At 45.6% G+C, this 18073-nt stretch carries 17 protein-coding genes and 1 riboswitch; of the genes, 11 read left to right on the top strand and 6 right to left on the bottom strand.

Features of this window, described 5'->3' with window-relative positions; genetic code table 11:
- Nucleotides 1–173: 173 nt before the first annotated feature.
- From AB4249_RS05065 to thiH, 8 genes are all read left to right on the top strand, one after another.
- Nucleotides 174–1556 carry a multicopper oxidase family protein gene (locus tag AB4249_RS05065; protein WP_372101256.1) on the top strand — a complete coding sequence of 461 codons (1383 nt, stop codon included), beginning with the start codon at nucleotides 174–176 and terminating at the stop codon, nucleotides 1554–1556.
- 100 nt (nucleotides 1557–1656) lie between these two features.
- Complete coding sequence (crcB, locus tag AB4249_RS05060; protein ID WP_065584387.1) at nucleotides 1657–2040, top strand: fluoride efflux transporter CrcB; 384 nt, start codon at nucleotides 1657–1659, stop codon at nucleotides 2038–2040.
- A 62-nt stretch (nucleotides 2041–2102) separates the two neighbouring features.
- Nucleotides 2103–2201: riboswitch (TPP riboswitch) on the top strand.
- Between the two features lie 130 nt (nucleotides 2202–2331).
- Nucleotides 2332–4281: a phosphomethylpyrimidine synthase ThiC gene (gene thiC, locus AB4249_RS05055; RefSeq protein WP_102333086.1), complete on the top strand. Its 1950-nt coding sequence runs from the start codon at nucleotides 2332–2334 to the stop codon at nucleotides 4279–4281.
- Nucleotides 4281–5573 carry a thiamine phosphate synthase gene (locus AB4249_RS05050; protein WP_372102443.1) on the top strand — a complete coding sequence of 431 codons (1293 nt, stop codon included), beginning with the start codon at nucleotides 4281–4283 and terminating at the stop codon, nucleotides 5571–5573. The genes thiC and AB4249_RS05050 overlap by 1 nt, the downstream gene beginning before the upstream one ends.
- A complete protein-coding gene (locus tag AB4249_RS05045; protein ID WP_372102441.1) occupies nucleotides 5563–6345 on the top strand; it encodes a ThiF family adenylyltransferase in 783 nt (260 codons plus the stop codon). The genes AB4249_RS05050 and AB4249_RS05045 overlap by 11 nt, the downstream gene beginning before the upstream one ends.
- The gene (gene thiS, locus AB4249_RS05040) at nucleotides 6342–6551 is read left to right on the top strand and encodes a sulfur carrier protein ThiS (RefSeq protein WP_017061316.1); all 210 of its coding nucleotides are present in this window, start codon (nucleotides 6342–6344) and stop codon (nucleotides 6549–6551) included. Before AB4249_RS05045 ends, thiS begins: the two co-directional genes overlap by 4 nt.
- 2 nt (nucleotides 6552–6553) lie before the next feature.
- On the top strand, nucleotides 6554–7318 hold the full coding sequence (locus AB4249_RS05035; RefSeq protein WP_065584384.1) for a thiazole synthase: 765 nt from the start codon (nucleotides 6554–6556) through the stop codon (nucleotides 7316–7318).
- 7 nt (nucleotides 7319–7325) lie between these two features.
- Nucleotides 7326–8438, top strand: a complete 1113-nt coding sequence (gene thiH, locus AB4249_RS05030; RefSeq protein WP_372102439.1) for a 2-iminoacetate synthase ThiH — start codon at nucleotides 7326–7328, stop codon at nucleotides 8436–8438.
- A gap of 132 nt (nucleotides 8439–8570) precedes the next feature.
- Here thiH and AB4249_RS05025 read toward each other — a convergent pair whose 3' ends face one another.
- Both AB4249_RS05025 and AB4249_RS05020 read right to left on the bottom strand, forming a co-directional pair.
- Nucleotides 8571–10361 (bottom strand): aminopeptidase P family protein, encoded by a 1791-nt coding sequence (locus AB4249_RS05025; protein WP_372102437.1) that lies wholly within the window; start codon nucleotides 10359–10361, stop codon nucleotides 8571–8573.
- 122 nt (nucleotides 10362–10483) lie between these two features.
- Nucleotides 10484–11425, bottom strand: a complete 942-nt coding sequence (locus AB4249_RS05020) for a LysR substrate-binding domain-containing protein (RefSeq protein WP_372102435.1) — start codon at nucleotides 11423–11425, stop codon at nucleotides 10484–10486.
- 101 nt (nucleotides 11426–11526) lie between these two features.
- Between AB4249_RS05020 and AB4249_RS05015 the strand changes: the two genes are divergently transcribed.
- Nucleotides 11527–12726, top strand: a complete 1200-nt coding sequence (locus AB4249_RS05015) for a multidrug effflux MFS transporter (RefSeq protein ID WP_372102433.1) — start codon at nucleotides 11527–11529, stop codon at nucleotides 12724–12726.
- A gap of 102 nt (nucleotides 12727–12828) precedes the next feature.
- Nucleotides 12829–13110 carry a hypothetical protein gene (locus tag AB4249_RS05010; RefSeq protein WP_009848181.1) on the top strand — a complete coding sequence of 94 codons (282 nt, stop codon included), beginning with the start codon at nucleotides 12829–12831 and terminating at the stop codon, nucleotides 13108–13110.
- Nucleotides 13111–13209: 99 nt separating this feature from the next.
- On the opposite strand, the gene AB4249_RS05005 is transcribed toward AB4249_RS05010, so the two are convergent.
- The 4 genes from AB4249_RS05005 to AB4249_RS04990 all read right to left on the bottom strand — a co-directional run bounded on the left by AB4249_RS05005 (nucleotide 13210) and on the right by AB4249_RS04990 (nucleotide 15619).
- The gene (locus AB4249_RS05005) at nucleotides 13210–13668 is read right to left on the bottom strand and encodes a DoxX family protein (RefSeq protein WP_017061322.1); all 459 of its coding nucleotides are present in this window, start codon (nucleotides 13666–13668) and stop codon (nucleotides 13210–13212) included.
- Nucleotide 13669: 1 nt separating this feature from the next.
- Nucleotides 13670–14437 (bottom strand): DNA-binding domain-containing protein, encoded by a 768-nt coding sequence (locus tag AB4249_RS05000; protein WP_017061323.1) that lies wholly within the window; start codon nucleotides 14435–14437, stop codon nucleotides 13670–13672.
- Nucleotides 14434–15294: a DUF692 domain-containing protein gene (locus AB4249_RS04995; protein ID WP_372102432.1), complete on the bottom strand. Its 861-nt coding sequence runs from the start codon at nucleotides 15292–15294 to the stop codon at nucleotides 14434–14436. Before AB4249_RS04995 ends, AB4249_RS05000 begins: the two co-directional genes overlap by 4 nt.
- A gap of 64 nt (nucleotides 15295–15358) precedes the next feature.
- The gene (locus tag AB4249_RS04990) at nucleotides 15359–15619 is read right to left on the bottom strand and encodes a DUF2282 domain-containing protein (RefSeq protein ID WP_004736650.1); all 261 of its coding nucleotides are present in this window, start codon (nucleotides 15617–15619) and stop codon (nucleotides 15359–15361) included.
- Between the two features lie 263 nt (nucleotides 15620–15882).
- On the opposite strand from AB4249_RS04990, the gene uvrD reads away from it, so the two are divergent.
- Nucleotides 15883–18057 (top strand): DNA helicase II, encoded by a 2175-nt coding sequence (gene uvrD / locus AB4249_RS04985; RefSeq protein ID WP_372102430.1) that lies wholly within the window; start codon nucleotides 15883–15885, stop codon nucleotides 18055–18057.
- Nucleotides 18058–18073 lie beyond the last annotated feature (16 nt).

Here is an 18073-nt window from a genome sequence, read left to right as displayed (position 1 = left end):
TTTTACTTTAATTGGTATTACCTACCTTGAATAGAATATTGTCTTAGAAATGTAAGTGCTTACTTATCTCAGTCTCTTTTATAAGCAATTAACAACACAATCCACACTTCTTTATGAGAATTATTCTCAATATTTTGTTACATTTTGGTCGTTATTACTAAAAGGCAACAAATATGGATATTTCCCGTCGTAAGTTTATTCAATCATCTCTCGCTATATCTGCATTAACAGTACTACCCGCTTGTTCAATGAAGCGGTCTGCTGATGAGCAAGGAAAGTATGTTTATGACTTAACTGCTGAACCTTCAACGGCTGAGTTAGTAGCGGGATTTGATACCAATGTCTTAGCCTTTAATGGACAGATCCCAGCTCCGACGATTCGATGTCGACAGGGTGAAAAGGTCACAATTCGTTTTACGAATAAGCTATCAGAGCCGACGACTATCCATTGGCATGGCTTAAGAATTCCTATCGAAATGGACGGTGTTCCCTTCTTAAGTCAGCCACCGATCATGCCAGGTGAAACATTCATTTATGAGTTTACGCCGCCAGATGCTGGCACATTTTGGTATCACCCACATATGAATAGCGTTAAACAGCTTGGTATGGGCTTAGTTGGCCTTATTATCGTAGAAGAGAGTAATCCAATACGGTTCGATGAAGAACACGCATTGATGCTTAAACATTGGCATATCGATAAGCAAGGTCAATGGAAAGACTTAATGATTCCAAGACTCAGTGCTCGTATGGGCACTCCAGGTGAGTGGAGTAGCGTTAATGGTGTTCATGAACCTGTATACCAATTAAAGCAGCACGCAACGACTCGACTGCGTATCGCGAATGTCGATAATACGATCACTTATCCTATTGCTATCGAAGGGGCTGAGGCATGGGTGATTGCCATCGATGGTAACCCTGTAAAAACGCCTTACAAACTGACTCAACATAAAATCGGTCCAGGGATGCGTGTTGATATCGGACTGATCGCTCCTAAAGCTGGTGAGCGAGTTAACGTTCTCCATATGAAGGGGCGTTTCCCATTTTCTTTGTGTGAATTTGAAGTCGTAGATTCAGCATTTGCTCAAGGACGTTCGTTACCATTACTACCATTGAATCCAGTGCCCAACCTAGATCTTGCTAATGCTGAAGAGATCGACTTTTTATTTGAATGGGAAGGGGCTGTTTCTCCTGTATCCAAAGATGGAAAATCGATGCCTAAGTTTTGGCTAACAAATAAAAGAGCATGGGAAGGAATGAGCAAAGACAATATTCCTGAACCATTGGCGACTTTAGAGTTGGGTAAGACTTACATATTCGATCTTAAGAACGTCACTCAATATCATCACCCGATTCATATTCATGGTCATACATTTACTGTATTGGAACTTGATGGTAAAAAAATTGAAGAGCCTTTCCATACCGATACAGTGTTACTTGGAAAAAATGGCCGAGCTAAAGCTGCATTTGTTGCAGACAACCCCGGACGCTGGATGTACCACTGTCATGTAATTGAGCACATGAAAACAGGATTGATGGGATATATTGAAGTTAAGTGACACCTGTAACGTTTAATATTTGCGCATGCATTCTTAGTTTCTACCCTCGCTTTTATCGGCGTTAAAGCTAGAATATAGGGATTATTGTTTGGGAGGATTCATGGGTCAGTTATCTATTCTAGGTTTTATCGCCATCGGTGGCGCGTTTGGTGCTTGTTCACGTTACTTGATTTCAGAGTTATGCGTTGTGATGTTAGGGCGTGGTTTTCCTTACGGTACGCTGACTGTTAACGTAATTGGCTCTTTGATTATGGGATTGCTCATCGCCGCGTTTGAAAATGAGATGGTTGCGACGGAGCCGTGGAGACAAATTATCGGTCTTGGTTTCCTTGGAGCCCTGACGACATTTTCTACGTTTTCGATGGATAACGTGCTTCTTATGCAGCAGGGTGCGTTCTTCAAGATGGGGCTCAATGTACTGCTCAATGTGTTTCTCAGTATTTCAGCCGCATGGATCGGCTTCCAACTTCTGATAAAGTCTTAAAACTTTCTTACGATTTGTTAACAACTCGGCTTGGTTTATCCAAGCCGTTTTCATATACTCGATCGTACTTGTCGGAGTGCCATATGGCTGAGACCGTTAACTCGGGATCCGTTGAACCTGATCAGGCTAATACCTGCGAAGGGAACAAGAGTAGATATCTAACTAGAATCCTTCTAGAGATCTATCTCCAGATCACAACTGCATTTTCTTGCTGTGATCCCTCTTGTAGCATCTTATCCGTCAAGCATTTTTATCCCTATAAATAATGGCTAAAAGCCAAGGAAAAATGCTATGTCGAGTCGTAAACAAGCAAGACTGGAAGCGAAGAATTTCATTGATTCTTTATCTGTACAACCTTATCCAAACTCAAAAAAAGCTTACATCCAAGGGTCTCGAGCGGACATTCAAGTCCCTGTCCGAGAAATATCCCTCGCAGATAGCCTTGTTGGTGGCAGCAAAAAAGAGCCTGTATTCGAACCTAATGAGCCAATTCATGTCTACGACACCTCAGGTGTTTATACCGATCCTACGCATGAAATAGACCTTTATAGTGGCCTTCCTAAGTTGCGAGAGCAATGGATTGAAGAGCGTGGTGATACGGAATTGCTCGATGATGTAAGCTCTGTTTACACCAAAGAACGTTTAGAAGATGAAACCCTAGACGACCTTCGTTACGGAAACCTGCCTCGAATTCGTCGCGCTACTGGCGACCAATGTGTAACTCAACTGCATTATGCTCGTCAGGGAATTATCACTCCTGAGATGGAGTACATTGCGATACGTGAGAACATGGGGCGTCAGAAGTTCGCTGATGAACAGCTTAATCACCAACACCCAGGCCATAACTTTGGCGCAAACCTGCCAAAAGAAATTACCCCTGAGTTCGTGCGTAAAGAGGTCGCTGAAGGCCGAGCTATCATCCCTTCAAACATCAACCACCCAGAATCAGAACCTATGATTATTGGCCGAAACTTCTTAGTGAAAGTGAACGCCAATATCGGTAACTCTTCTGTAAGCTCTTCGATTGAAGAAGAAGTTGAGAAGCTAGTATGGTCGACTCGCTGGGGCGGCGATACCGTAATGGATCTTTCTACTGGCCGTAATATCCACGAGACTCGTGAATGGATCCTACGTAATAGCCCAGTGCCGATTGGTACGGTTCCTATGTATCAGGCGCTTGAGAAAGTGAATGGCGTAGCCGAAGACCTTAACTGGGAAGTGATGCGCGATACTTTGATTGAACAAGCGGAGCAGGGCGTTGATTACTTCACTATCCATGCTGGTTTGCTTCTTCGTTATGTTCCTATGACGGCTAAGCGTGTGACAGGTATTGTTTCTCGTGGTGGCTCTATTATCGCAAAATGGTGTCTTGCACATCACCAAGAAAGCTTCCTATACACACACTTCCGCGAGATCTGTGAGATCTGTGCGAAGTACGATGTGGCTTTGTCACTAGGTGACGGCCTACGTCCTGGCTCTATTGCAGATGCCAATGATGAGGCTCAGTTCTCGGAGTTACGTACTCTAGGTGAGTTAACTAAAGTGGCTTGGGAATACGATGTTCAGGTGATCATTGAAGGTCCTGGACATGTACCTATGCATCTTATTAAAGAGAACATGGATGAGCAGTTAGAGCACTGCCATGAAGCGCCTTTCTATACGTTAGGCCCGCTGACCACTGATATTGCACCGGGTTATGACCACATTACCTCTGGTATTGGCGCGGCGATGATTGGTTGGTACGGCTGTGCGATGCTTTGTTATGTAACACCTAAAGAGCATTTGGGCTTACCAAATAAAGAAGATGTGAAGACTGGCTTGATTACTTACAAGCTGGCAGCACATGCAGCAGACTTGGCAAAAGGGCATCCGGGCGCACAAATCCGAGATAATGCATTATCTAAAGCTCGTTTTGAATTCCGTTGGGAAGACCAATTTAATCTAGCTTTAGATCCAGAAACAGCCCGTTCTTTCCACGATGAAACCCTGCCACAAGAATCGGGCAAGGTTGCTCACTTCTGCTCTATGTGTGGACCTAAATTCTGTTCAATGAAGATCTCTCAAGAAGTTCGAGAGTACGCGAAAGACACTGAACAAGTGGCTGCTGATCAGGCTATCGAGATTAAGATGCTTGATAATCCGTTGGAAGGGATGCGTCAGAAATCACAAGAGTTCCGTGATACTGGCTCTGAACTTTATCACCCAGCAGTAGGCGCAAAAGAAGCTCAATTAGAGGAATAATGACAGTGAAGATTCTTATCCCATCTCAAAATATTGAGCTAACGGGAGAGGTGCAAAGCTGTCTATTGGTTGCTAAGCGACAAGGCTTGGCAACCGATGCAGTTGAGTTGGGTGTAAGCCCAACTCAATGCTTCTCTATCGTTGATGCTCAGCAAGCGTTATCTATTGGTTTTGCTCATGATGTTGATTCATTGGCGGAGTGTCGCTCAAGTGAGCTTGATCATATCGTTTATTACAGTCATTCAGTGGCGCTAGCTGGTGTCCGCGATGCCTTGGCACAAACTCCGAATACCATCTATATCGGTGTCTTAGATGACTCAGCTGCATTGGATATCTGGTCACAGCTAGATTCTAATCGTGCTATCAAGAGTGAAACTCCAGCTCATCAGGAGTTAGATAGTCGTGGTCACTTTGCTTGGTTACTTACTTTGTTGGCGTTGGAATTCCCATTAGAAGATGCACTGGTTTTAGCTCGCGCAGCATCTAGTGTTTCACGTGGAACATGGCCAGCAAACTATCAAAACTTTCCTATTCCCGTTCTCGAAGATGAGCGACTGGATATTAGTGTTGGTTGGGCGCACCAAGGAACATCACTGTCGTTCCCGGAATTGAGTAAGAGTAGCCTAGGACTATACCCAGTGGTTGATGATGTTGAGTGGATCGAAAGGCTGCTCAAGCTTGGAATTAACACAGTTCAACTGCGTATTAAGAACCCACAGCAAGCAGATTTAGAACAACAAATCGCGCGATCTATCGAACTCGGTAGAGAGCACAACGCTCAGGTTTTTATCAATGACTATTGGCAATTGGCACTTAAGCATGATGCTTTTGGTGTTCATTTGGGGCAAGAGGACATCGAAGAATCCAACCTATCTCAACTGAGCCAAGCTGGTATTAAGATCGGTCTATCGACTCATGGTTATTACGAGTTGCTACGCATTGTGCAAATCAACCCAAGCTATATTGCGCTGGGGCATATATTCCCAACCACCACTAAGCAGATGCCATCGAAGCCTCAAGGACTTGTGCGTTTATCTCTCTATCAGCAGCTGATTGATACTATCCCATACACAGAAGAACTCACCGGTTATCCGACAGTTGCGATTGGTGGAATTGACCAGTCGACGGCCGCACAGGTGTGGAGTTGTGGGGTATCGAGCCTTGCTGTTGTACGTGCGATTACGTTAGCCGAAGACCCAAAACAAGTGATTGAGTTCTTCGAAGCATTAATGGCTGACCGTTCTTCAGGTCCTGCTAAAGAGGTAACTCAGGAGCTAAGTCATGCTGAATGATTTCGAATTCATTCGTTATCAACGACAACTCGCACTTCCTGAAGTGGGTGAGCAAGGGCAACGCAATCTATTAGATAGCCATGTATTGGTCATCGGTTGTGGTGGCTTAGGCAATGCTGCGGCTCTCTATCTTGCGGCTTCCGGTATCGGGAAAATCGTATTAGTTGATGATGATTGTGTGGATTCGTCTAACCTTCAACGACAAGTTGCGTTCAAGGAAAGCCAGTTAGGTTCGCCTAAGGTCGAAGCTCTGAAGCAAAAACTGACTGAGCTTAATGGTCGAAACCAAGTGAGAACCATCAATAGGCGAATGACTCAGAGCCAGCTTGAGCTTGAGGTGATGCTCGCTGATTTGGTGTTGGATTGTACTGACAACTTTGAGTCACGTCAGCAGGTTAACCAAGCATGTTTTTGTAGCAAGACACCTTTGGTTTCTGGTTCTGCGATCGGATGGAAAGGTCAGTTTATTGTCTTTGATTATCAGATGCAGAAAGGGTGCTATCACTGTTTGTTCCCGTTCAGTCATCATCCACAAACGACACGTTGTAGCGATAGCGGCATCATCGGCCCAGTTGTTGGCACCATAGGCAACCTCCAAGCACTGGCAGCGATTCAACGTATTAGCACTGGCGAGTTCCAGGTTGCAACACATCAGCTCAAACTGTTTGATGGTCAGACGATGAACTGGCAAAACTTAAGTGTCACTCAAGATAGTGAATGCCCCGTTTGCTGCACATCTACAGTTAACTATTTAGAAGAAGAAACCCAATGAGCAACATAACGATCTCTATCAATGAGCAACCAGAACAGGTTGCACAATCGTCGTCTCTAGCGGATATCATCCAAGCGCTTTCACTACCCGATCTGGGTTGTGTCTTTGCTATCAATAATGCGGTTGTCCCGCGTAGTCAGTGGCAACAAAGGGTCGTCAATGAAGGCGATGCTATTTCTCTTTTCCAAGCTATTGCAGGAGGCTAACTATGTTAACTATCGCAGATAAAACATTTCAATCACGACTCTTTACTGGAACGGGCAAGTTCGCGAATAAACATTTAATGGCGAGTGCTATCGAAGCTTCCGGTTCTCAACTGGCAACCATGGCGTTGAAGAGAGTTGATATTCGCTCTGAGCAAGATGATATTTTACAGCCCATCATTGATGCTGGCGTGAACTTGTTACCAAATACCTCCGGGGCGAAGAACGCGAAGGATGCCATCTTTGCTGCGCATTTGGCTCGCGAAGCGCTAGGCACAAACTGGCTCAAACTGGAAATTCACCCTGATCCAAAGTACTTGATGCCAGACCCAATTGAGACATTAAAAGCGGCTGAGCAAATGGTTAAAGATGGCTTTGTTGTGTTGCCTTACTGTCATGCTGACCCAGTGTTGTGTAAACGATTGGAAGAGGTGGGTTGTGCTGCGGTTATGCCGCTAGGTGCGCCGATTGGGTCGAACAAAGGTATCGCTTCGGCAGACTTCTTAGAGATCATTATCGACCAAGCGAACGTCCCTGTGATTGTTGACGCTGGTATTGGTGCGCCATCTCATGCTACTCGTGCAATGGAAATGGGCGCGGATGCCGTGTTAGTTAATACTGCAATTGCGGCTTCTCAACAACCCGTTGATATGGCGATTGCTTTTAAACTGGCAGTTGAAGCTGGCCGTATGGCTTACCTTTCTGGTCTTGCTGGACAGGTGTCTCATGCGGTTGCTTCTAGTCCGCTAACTTCATTCCTAGACGAGTAGTGTCCTTATGACGTTTGTTGATCGATTTAAACAGCTCAACTGGGATGACATTGGTATGTCCATCTTCAGTAAAACGGCAGCGGATGTTGAGCGCGCTCTGAGTAAACCTAAACGCGACTTGGAAGACTTTAAGGCTCTTATCTCTCCGGCAGCAGAACCTTACTTAGAGCAGATGGCGCAACAATCGTTGGCACTCACACGCAAGCGATTCGGCAATACAATGTCGTTGTATATTCCATTGTACCTCTCAAACTTATGTGCGAATGCGTGCACGTATTGTGGTTTCTCAATGGAGAACCGCATTAAGCGTCGCACACTTACTTTAGATGAAATCGATGCTGAAAGTGCCGCTATCAAAAAGATGAAGTTTGATAGTGTATTGTTGGTGACTGGTGAACATGAAACCAAGGTCGGGATGAAGTACTTCCGTGAAGTGCTACCGAATATTAAGGCACAATTTAACTATCTTGCGATGGAAGTGCAGCCGCTTGATCAAGATGACTACGCAGAGCTTAAAACTCTCGGCTTAGATGCGGTGATGGTTTACCAAGAAACGTATAGCCCAAGTACCTACGCGGAACACCACTTGCGTGGCAATAAAATGGATTTTGAATACCGGCTCGAAACGCCCGATCGTTTGGCAAAAGCGGGTATTGATAAGATAGGTATTGGCGCTTTGATTGGCTTGGAAGATTGGCGTACCGACTGTTTCTTCGTGGCCGCTCACTTAGACTATCTTGAGCGTACTTATTGGCAAACACGTTACTCGATTTCATTCCCACGTCTTCGTCCGTGTGAGGGTGGTTTGCAGCCTAAATCGATTATGAGTGATAAACAGTTGGTTCAACTTATCTGTGCGTATCGTTTATTAAACCCTGAGGTTGAATTGTCTCTATCTACTCGTGAGTCGGCAACCTTCCGCGATAACGTGCTGCCATTAGGGATCACGAGTATGTCTGCGGCTTCTAAAACCCAGCCTGGTGGTTATGCTTCCGGTGAGGAAGAACTCGAGCAGTTTGAGATTAGCGATGAGAGAAGTGCAGCCGATGTTGAGTCGATGATCCGACAGCGAGGGTTCGACCCAGTGTGGCGTGATTGGCACAGTGCCTATTCTGGTTAATCAATGTTTGGTTTATGTTCCACGTGAAACATCTTAATGATACTGGCAAATAAAAACGGCTACCTTTGGGTAGCCGTTTTTCTATTTAACTTAGCAAGTTCGTTTTGGTTCAGCTAACAGCTTAGTGAAGCGTTAAGCGTGAGCCAATGGAGTGGTTGATTGGCGTAACCATTCCAATGTATCACCTTCAACTAATGGGCTAACGTCGTTCCAAACTTTCTGATGGTAGTCGTTCAGCCATGCCAGTTCAGGTCGGGTTAGCAAATCAACATTGATGTTGCGCTTATCGATAGGGCAACGTGTTAGCGACTCAAACGTTAGTACTGAGAAGTCACCTTGAGTTGGAAGTTCAACAACCAGTTCTAGGTTTTCGATACGGATACCGAACTCTTCTGCACGGTAGTAACCCGGTTCGTTTGATAACACCATGCCTTCAACAAGAGGCACGTCGATCAGCTTCTTAGAGATACTTTGTGGTCCTTCATGAACACTGAGGAAGTGACCAACACCGTGGCCAGTACCATGGTCGTAATCGAAGCCTTCTGCCCATAAGTGCTGACGCGCTAGGATATCAAGTTGGAAACCACGAGTGCCTTGTGGGAAACGAGCTCGTGCGATGCCGATATGACCTTTCAGTGCGAGAGTGAATTGCTGAATCATTTCGTCACTTGGTTGGCCAATCGCGATAGTACGAGTAATGTCCGTTGTGCCATCTAAGTACTGACCGCCTGAATCGACTAGATACAGAGTATTCATCTCTAACTGACCTGGTTCAGGTTGGTTCTCATGGTTGTAGTGACACATAGCTGCGTTTCCGCCTGCAGCTGAAATAGTGTCGAAACTTAGGTCCATCAGCGTTGGGTCTTGCTCACGGAATGATTGTACTTTGTCTGCTAGTACAGCTTCGTTGTGCAGGTTACCTTGCGCTACTTCTGCATCAATCCAAGATAGGAATTTTGCCATCGCCACGCCATCACGGATGTGACACGCTTTCATGCCGGCAATTTCTGTTTCGTTCTTCGCGGCTTTTGGCATTAGGCATGGGTCGGCTGCTTCAATGATATGAGCACCGGCGTTTTGGAGAACAAGCGTGTACCAAGCATTGCTTGTGCCTGAATCAACAGACACATTCTTACCTTCTAAAGATTGAAGGCGGGCTTCAAGCTCAGATGGGTGAGAAACACGAATACCATTACCAACGTGCGCTTCAAAGCCTGCAGGGATACGAGCGGGGTCTAAGAAGAAATCGACACTTTCATCGGCGTGAATGATTGCATTAGATAACACAACCGGCAGACGAGATACGTCTAAACCACGAATGTTGAGTAACCAGCAGATTGAATCCAGCTCAGTAAGGATAGCGGCATCAGTGCCTTTGGCTTTTAGTAGGCTTGCAATTTCTTCACGCTTACTTTCACTTGATTGGCCAACGGCGTCGGTTGCCATGAGGCGAACATCAGATACAACAGGCTCAGGGCGATCAGACCAAAGCTCATCAATCGGGTTTGCCGCTAGTGTTGTGAGTTCTACTTTATCAGCTAGTTTAGCTTGTGCGCCTTTCAACCAAGCCGCCGTATGCATGCGTGGGTCGAATGCAACTTTACTGCCTTGTGCGAGTGAATTGATGATCCAATCTAAAGCCGGTTCTTCAATAAGATGGCGATACTCAAATAGCTCACCAGGTACTTGTTTACGAACCTGGACGGTATAGCGACCATCAACAAAAATAGCCGCGTTTTCGCGAGTGATAACAGCCGCACCTGCAGAGCCAGTGAAACCGGTTAGCCAGTGAAGTCGCTCGTTGTGAGCTGGAACGTATTCACCTAGGTACTCGTCTTCATGTGGAATGATAACAGCATCTAAGTGGTTTGCTTCAAGCCAAGCTCGAACCGCAGTAACGCGTTCCGCAGTGATATTGTGCATCTGTGTTTATCCTTATTGTTAGGGTCCTTGTTAACACTCACAGTCGATATAAATGCGAGGGGACTTATTAGGTCAATAAGCTAGCGCTTTTGTTCGTTTGCTGCAAACGCTGAACGCCATTTTTATCTGAGGTGCAGAGTTTTTTCTTTGATGATATCTCGCAACCAAGTTAAGGCTGGGTCGTTTTCTCTATCACGGTGCCAAAACAGGGTGTATGCCATTGGTGGAAATTCCATTGGCAGAGGCACAACCACTAAGTCGAGTTGCTTCGCGACAAGATGGGTGAAGTGGCTTGGTGCGGTAAATACAAAGTCGGTGTAGGTACACAGGCTTGCCGCACTGTTGAAGTCGGGCACAGAGATAGCAATATCACGTTGGTGACCAAGGTCAGCTAGTTTGTAATCGAGCAGCCATCGATCGTTCCCATCACATCTTACTTGTACATGACGCTGCGCAAGGTAGGTTCCCAAATCCCATTTACCACTTAGAGCAGGGTGGTTACGCCTTAATACACACATCTGTGCATCACGGTAGATCTCTTGTTCGCAGATGTCGTCTGGCGGCAGCATGGTTAAGCGCGCGTCGTTGATGTCGATGTCTTTGCCTGTGAGTCCGATATCTAACTCACCAAGCTGTAGCTTCTTAAAGGTTTGCTCCGTCCAAGCGTGGGTGTTGATATTCACCTTAGGGGCTTGTCGAAATATCGCTGGTAAAAAGTGGGGAAGAATAAGTGGGTAAACGCTCTCAACAGCCGCAATGTGAAAACTGTGGTCACTGTTGTTGGGAATGAAGGTCTCTGGTTGGGTGAGCACATCAAGTTGGTTGATCAGCGTTTCTAATCGAGGTTTGAGAAAGACCGCCTTTGGTGTTGGTCGCAGACCATGAGCACTTCGCGTGAAAAGGGGATCATTAAATTGCTCACGAAGTTTGGCCAATGACTTACTAACCGCTGACTGGCTTAGGCACAATCGGTGGGCGGTGCGAGTCACACTTAGCTCTTCCATCAGCACCTGCAAGCAAACTAATAGATTGAGGTCGAGGCGCGATAGTTTCTCAATATTCATATGAGTTTCCTATTTGGAATAATGCTAATGAGTATATGCCATTTTTGTTCATATCTTTAGTTGGTTATTATGCACCTAAATTAACTCATTCGGAGAATCTTGTGCCTTCTAACGCGCTTCCAACCCCTAGTAAACTGCAGGTTGCTTTATTGGCAATGTTGGTTTTATTTAGCCCTCTGGCTATTGATATCTACCTACCAGCTCTGCCACAAATTTCGACAGCGTTTCACGTGGAACATGCACTAGCACAAGATACGATTACCTGGTTTTTATTCGCCATGGGTGTCGGGCAATTATTTGCTGGCCCTTTGGCTGATAAGCTAGGACGTCGAACCGTTGCATTGGGAGGTGTTAGTATCTATGCATTGAGTGCTTGCTTGGCGTGGGCAGCTCAATCGATTGATATGATGCTAATGGCTCGGCTGCTACAAGGCTTAGGAGCTTGTGCGACTTCTGTAGCAGCCTTTGCAACGGTTCGCGATCTATTTGGCCCAGAGAAGAGTGGCCGTATGATCAGCTACCTTAATGGTGCAATCTGTTTTATTCCTGCTTTGGCACCCATTCTTGGCGCTTGGTTAACACATCAATTTGGTTGGCGCTCGAACTTTAGCTTTATGGCAGGTTTTGCCGTCGTTGTTGGCACTATCTTATTCTTCCAAATGAAAGAGTCTAACCCTGCGACAGAAAAGGTTGCGGTATTCAAGCTTGAGCGATACTGGTCAGTATTGAAAACACCATCATTCCTTTTCCACGCAACCTTGTGTCTGATGGCGATGGCGGTTATCCTCGCTTATGTAACCTCTGCACCAGTTGTGTTGATGGAAAACCTAAGCCTGACCATGAAAGAGTTTACTTTCTGGTTTGGTGTTAATGCGGCCATCAACATTGCAGCTGCGTTTACTGCACCTAAATTTATGGACCGTTTTGGTACCTATAAAGCACTGGTGGTTGGTATCTCGACGCTGGGCTTAGCGGGTGTGATTATGTTGGTGCTTGCTGAGCACGCTACTCCAATCGCGTTCATGCTACCGATCTTCTTATCGTCAGTTGGCTTTGCTTGGATTCTTGGTGCTGCGGCAGGTAAAGCTCTAGAACCTTTCGGTGACCGTGCGGGTACAGCTGCTGCGCTGCTTGGCTTGTTCCAAATGAGCGGTTCAGGGCTTCTTGTGGGTACCATGCAACGTCTTGATTTAACGTCGCAAGTGATGATTGCTCTGCAAATGTTCCTGATTGTTCCTGCGTTATTAGTGCTTGCGAGCAAAGCGGGTAAGTCTTGGCACACGACGTTTGCTAAGGCATAAGTTACAAGGGTGACAAAATATACAAATGGCGGTTTTCGAAACGTTAAAACATGGTATATTTGTCACTCATTGAAACGTTAGTCCCCAACGGAAAATACTGTAATGTCATTAACAACCTACGAAATGGCGCGCGTCTTAGAACAAATGGAAGATGCACCTGAAAAGGTCATGTTTGGTAAACTGCTTAAAGAGCTAGGCAACCAAAGTGAAGAGCGTATTCGCAGTGCGGCAAAACAAGTTCCAATCGATACTTTGCGAGATATCATTTACCAATTTCAGCGTGTGGTAGAGTCTCGTAAGGGTGAGCAGGTTCAGCTATTGGCAAAAGAACTTGCAGAGCAAGGCATCTCTGCTGAAGAGCTACAAGCTTTTCTAAATAAGTAAGCTTATCCCAGTTAAAAAAGAAACCACTCAATTGAGTGGTTTCTTGCGTTTGGGCTGTAGCATTTAGCTTTAGCAGTTCAAAAGAGGTGAAAACTTATTTTAATTCCTGAACTGCGCTTTCAAAACTCTATCAAGTGAGAATGGTCCTGCGCCCCACACGACAACGATAAGAATCATTAACCCCCAAAGCTGATGATCGTAGAAGCCTTGATCCCACAATACAGGGTAAGACACGACAGCAATGATATTGAAAACGAACAACACCGCAGCCATAGGTCGTGTTAATAAACCGAGCGCTAAAAACATCGGTAGAATTAACTCAGCGGCAGTGCCCATGTAAGCAGCCAATTCCCAAGGTAGCAGTGGCACTTGGTATTCCAATTCAAACAAGTAAAGCGTGCTATCCCAAGTAGCTATCTTGGTGAGTCCAGAATTAAAGAATACCCACGCCACCCAAAGGCGACAAAATAGTAGAAGCACTGGAACAAAAAGTGCCTGTGATTTCTCAATCAAACTGTCGTATTGAGCCATCATGTTCGTGACTGTGTTGTTATCCATGTTATGCCTCCAATTCGGCATTGATTGAAAAACCTGAGATGACGTTTAGCGCCATAACAGTATTCAGATGTTGTAGTAATAAAGGATCGATTGCTGAGAGTGTTCGACCTGATTGCAATTCAGTGAGGAGTTGGTGGCTCTCTTCACTCAAACTATGGCTCTCAACCTGTGAATTCTCAGCTCGGATTAACACCCCAAATTCAGCTTGGTTGATGTCTAGCCCATCAAGTTGCTGCTGATAGATGGCGTGTTCAAGCGCGATAATCGTGTAACTAGAATGAATCAGTGTTATTGAATCTTTGAGATGAAAGACTAAAGCGCCTTGTTGCTCTTGTGGTACATCTGCAAGGCAAGAAAGAGGTCTCTGGTCGACATGTGCTTGTGACGAAAACCTTACCAAGCTATCTTTCTGCCATTCATACAAAGCCACTTCACCGAGATAAGGTGCAGCCTCAATAACGGCAGGAAAGGCTTGGATAGTCTGTTCAAAGTGTTCACCGTAACCACTGACATCACCAGAGGTCGATGGATAATGTAAGACATGTTGACGAGCCATCTGTTGGAAGCACTCTTCACCAACCAACATTTCAGTGAGTGGGTAGGTTGCTGCCAGAACTTCGCTCAAGCTGATCACAAAGTTATTACGGTAAATCTGGATGCGTTGTTCATCGGTAAAATGGTCGCTCACTATGTCGCAGTACTCACCATTGTTTTGATAGCGTAGGGCGTTAGCAAACTCCAATTGAACCTCTGCTAGGGAGTGGCTCATGAGGCGCGACTCCTTTGGTTGAACTTGTCGTGTTGATACAAGATATCACTGGCTTTGGTTGCTTCAGCCAATAAAACTTGTGGCTCTGGGATATCGAGATCCCACTCAATCAAGGTATGGCGCAAACCATGTTGTGCAACCCAGTCAGTGTAGAGTTTCCACACTTCGTCACAGACAGGTTTACTGTGTGTGTCTATCCAGATCTCACCTTGTTCAAGCTTCTTTTTGGTAAAACCTGCCAAGTGAATCTCTTCAACTTTGTCTGCTGGTATTCCGTTTAAGTACTCTTCACAACTAAAGCCATGATTAAAAGATGAGACGAAAATATTATTGAAATCGAGCAGTAGGCGACACTCAGTACGCTTTTGTACCTCAGCCAAAAACTCCCACTCAGGAATAGTAGAATGCTTGAAGGATAGGTAGCTCGATGGGTTCTCAATCAACATCGGTCGTTGCAAGCTGTCTTGAACCTCGATGACATTACGACAGAAGACTTCCAATGCTTCTTCTGTGTAAGGCAGCGGTAGCAAGTCATTGAAATAATGACCACTTGTCTGACTCCAACTGAGATGATCAGAAACCAAGAAGGGTTCGATATCATCAATGAGCTCTTTTAATTGCACAAGATGATGTTGATTGATGCGCTCAACAGAACCTAGCGACAACCCAACACCGTGACAACTGATGTTGTGTGCGTGACGAATTTCTCTGAGTTGTTGTCGTTGCGGTGATTGAGCTAAGAAGTAGTTCTCGCTGTGAACTTCTAACCAACTTACTAAGGCTGGATTTTGGCTAAAGAAGTCCAAGTGCGGTGTTCTAAGGCCAACCCCTGCGTAGGGGTGAAGAGTTTGAGTCACAACGATTCTCCTAACAAGAAGTGGAGGTGAGCTGAATGTCAGCTCACCATACTAAGCAGCTCAATTATGATGATTGAGTGTTACCACCTGATAATTTGCCACATAGCCCTTTAGGTACGACTACGAACGCATCGGATTGGTTGTCTTCTTTTGCTGTACCCGCACATGAGCTTGTTTTGGTTGCACAATCATTTTGGCCAGCTTTTGCCACGCCGTAGCATTTTTCTTTTGCTGCTGCTTCCGCAGGTGCTGATGTAAGAACTGCACCGCCGAACGCTAGTACACTTGTGATTGCAGCTGTAACAGCAAGATTAGAATTTTTCATAGTCATTCCCTCTAGGACTTAATAGTATTTTATATCGCAGGTTAATGGATTGTTAACTTGCTTACTAAAAAGGATAGGAAGAACTAGGAAATAATTTCACGACATTATAAGAAATATCAATATTAATGATGAGTTACCTTTTAAGTTGCTGATTTTACTATGTTAATTTTTGAATGTTTTTTCTTCTTATTATCCTAAACGCAGCCTAGTGTTTAGGTTATAATCAACTTTTATGTATAAATACCCAGTAGTGAGCATATTCAATGATAGATCCTTCGCTTTTACTCGATGGCCTAAACGACAAACAACGTGAGGCGGTCGCAGCACCTTTAGAAAACCTACTTATTCTGGCAGGTGCTGGCAGTGGTAAAACGCGAGTATTGGTGCATCGTATCTCTTGGTTACAAAGCGTAGAGCAAGCATCACCGTTCTCTATCATGTCGGTTACCTTCACCAACAAAGCGGCAGCAGAGATGCGTGGTCGTATTGAAGAGTTGATGATGGGTAGCTCGTCGGGCATGTGGAACGGCACCTTCCACGGTATCTGTCACCGCATCCTTCGTGCTCACTACCTAGATGCAAAACTGCCAGAAGACTTCCAGATCATTGATTCAGATGATCAGATTCGTTTGCTGCGTCGCTTAATCAAGGCGCAAAACCTTGATGAAAAGCAGTGGCCTGCCAAGCAAGCTTCTTGGTGGATCAATGGCAAGAAAGACGAAGGGCTGCGCCCAAGTCACATTGACGCCTACCATGATCCAATAACTCAAACGTGGTTAAAGATTTACTCTGCTTACCAAGAAGCATGTGATCGTGCTGGCTTGGTCGACTTTGCTGAAATCTTGTTGCGATCGCATGAGCTATTGCGCGATAAGAAACACATCCGCGAGCACTACCAAGCTCGCTTTAAGCACATTCTTGTCGACGAATTCCAAGATACCAACAACATCCAATACGCTTGGTTACGTATGATGGCGGGCCCGGATTGTCGCGTGATGATCGTGGGTGATGATGACCAATCTATCTATGGCTGGCGTGGCGCTAAAATTGAAAATATTCAGAAGTTCTTGGATGAATTCCCAGGTGCTTCAACGGTTCGACTCGAACAAAACTACCGTTCAACCAAAACCATTCTTCAGGCGTCGAACGAGCTTATCTCGAACAACACTGAGCGTATGGGTAAAGAGCTGTGGACTGATGGCAACGATGGCGAGCCAATCTCAGTTTACTCAGCTTATAACGAGTTAGATGAAGCGCGTTTCACGGTCAGCAAAATCAAAGAGTGGCAAGAGAAAGGCGGTGCGTTAGAAGATACCGCGATGCTTTATCGTAATAACGCCCAATCTCGTGTGCTTGAAGAAGCGCTTATCCAAGGTGGCCTGCCTTACCGAATCTACGGTGGCATGCGATTCTTCGAGCGTCAAGAAATCAGAGACGCCTTGAGCTACATGCGCCTCATGAGCAACCGCAATAATGATGCCGCGTTTGAACGTGTGGTTAATACGCCAACGCGTGGCTTGGGTGATAAAACGTTAGAAACGATTCGTCTTGCTGCTCGTGATCGTGGTGCAACCATGTGGGAAGCCAGTGTTGCTTTGATAGAAGAGCAAGTGCTACCCGGTCGTGCTGCGGGCGCATTAAGTCGTTTTATCGAGCTGATTAATGCGCTTGAAGATGACACGTTGGAACTTACCCTGCATGAACAAACCGACCACGTGATTAAATCGTCGGGTCTGTTTGCTATGTACGAGCAAGAGAAGGGTGAGAAGTCGAAGGCACGTATCGAGAACTTGGAAGAATTGGTAACGGCAACGCGCCAGTTTGAAAAGCCGGAAGAAGCGGATGAGATGAGCATGCTGACGGCGTTCTTAACTCACGCAGCTTTGGAAGCGGGTGAAGGTCAGGCCGATGAGTTTGACGATGCGGTTCAGTTAATGACTTTGCACAGTGCTAAAGGCCTAGAGTTTCCAATGGTGTTTATGGTGGGTGTCGAAGAAGGCATGTTCCCAAGCCAGATGTCGGCCGAAGAAGCGGGGCGTTTAGAAGAAGAGCGTCGCCTGTGCTATGTCGGTATGACCCGTGCGATGGAGAAGCTCTACATCACTTATGCTGAAATGCGTCGTTTGTATGGTCAAGACAAGTACCACAAGCCATCTCGTTTTATTCGTGAACTACCAGAAACCTGTCTGGATGAGGTTCGTATGAAAGCGCAAGTGAGTCGTCCTGCTAGCAGTGGCCGCTTTAGCCAAACCGCCGTGAAAGAGAACTTTAACGAAACAGGCTTTAGTTTGGGTTCTCGCGTTAAGCACCCTAAGTTTGGTGAAGGCACTATCATCAACTTCGAGGGAAGTGGCCCGCAGAGCCGAGTTCAAGTCGCGTTTAACGGTGAAGGCATCAAGTGGTTAGTAACGGCTTACGCTCGTTTAGAACAGTTGTAATCTGCTACTTCGGTAT

Source organism: Vibrio sp. 10N.261.55.F4, from assembly GCF_041470465.1.
Lineage (GTDB): Bacteria > Pseudomonadota > Gammaproteobacteria > Enterobacterales > Vibrionaceae > Vibrio > Vibrio crassostreae_C.
The sequence above is the reverse complement of the archived record's forward strand: the minus strand, read 5'-3'. Positions and strand labels throughout refer to the sequence as shown.

Coding starts and splice junctions, on each gene's coding strand:
- AB4249_RS05065 (WP_372101256.1), top strand. CDS start 174: ATGGATATTTCCCGTCGTAAGTTTATTCAATCATCTCTCGCTATATCT.
- crcB (WP_065584387.1), top strand. CDS start 1,657: ATGGGTCAGTTATCTATTCTAGGTTTTATCGCCATCGGTGGCGCGTTT.
- thiC (WP_102333086.1), top strand. CDS start 2,332: ATGTCGAGTCGTAAACAAGCAAGACTGGAAGCGAAGAATTTCATTGAT.
- AB4249_RS05050 (WP_372102443.1), top strand. CDS start 4,281: ATGACAGTGAAGATTCTTATCCCATCTCAAAATATTGAGCTAACGGGA.
- AB4249_RS05045 (WP_372102441.1), top strand. CDS start 5,563: ATGCTGAATGATTTCGAATTCATTCGTTATCAACGACAACTCGCACTT.
- thiS (WP_017061316.1), top strand. CDS start 6,342: ATGAGCAACATAACGATCTCTATCAATGAGCAACCAGAACAGGTTGCA.
- AB4249_RS05035 (WP_065584384.1), top strand. CDS start 6,554: ATGTTAACTATCGCAGATAAAACATTTCAATCACGACTCTTTACTGGA.
- thiH (WP_372102439.1), top strand. CDS start 7,326: ATGACGTTTGTTGATCGATTTAAACAGCTCAACTGGGATGACATTGGT.
- AB4249_RS05025 (WP_372102437.1), bottom strand. CDS start 10,361: ATGCACAATATCACTGCGGAACGCGTTACTGCGGTTCGAGCTTGGCTT.
- AB4249_RS05020 (WP_372102435.1), bottom strand. CDS start 11,425: ATGAATATTGAGAAACTATCGCGCCTCGACCTCAATCTATTAGTTTGC.
- AB4249_RS05010 (WP_009848181.1), top strand. CDS start 12,829: ATGTCATTAACAACCTACGAAATGGCGCGCGTCTTAGAACAAATGGAA.
- AB4249_RS05005 (WP_017061322.1), bottom strand. CDS start 13,668: ATGGATAACAACACAGTCACGAACATGATGGCTCAATACGACAGTTTG.
- AB4249_RS05000 (WP_017061323.1), bottom strand. CDS start 14,437: ATGAGCCACTCCCTAGCAGAGGTTCAATTGGAGTTTGCTAACGCCCTA.
- AB4249_RS04990 (WP_004736650.1), bottom strand. CDS start 15,619: ATGAAAAATTCTAATCTTGCTGTTACAGCTGCAATCACAAGTGTACTA.
- uvrD (WP_372102430.1), top strand. CDS start 15,883: ATGATAGATCCTTCGCTTTTACTCGATGGCCTAAACGACAAACAACGT.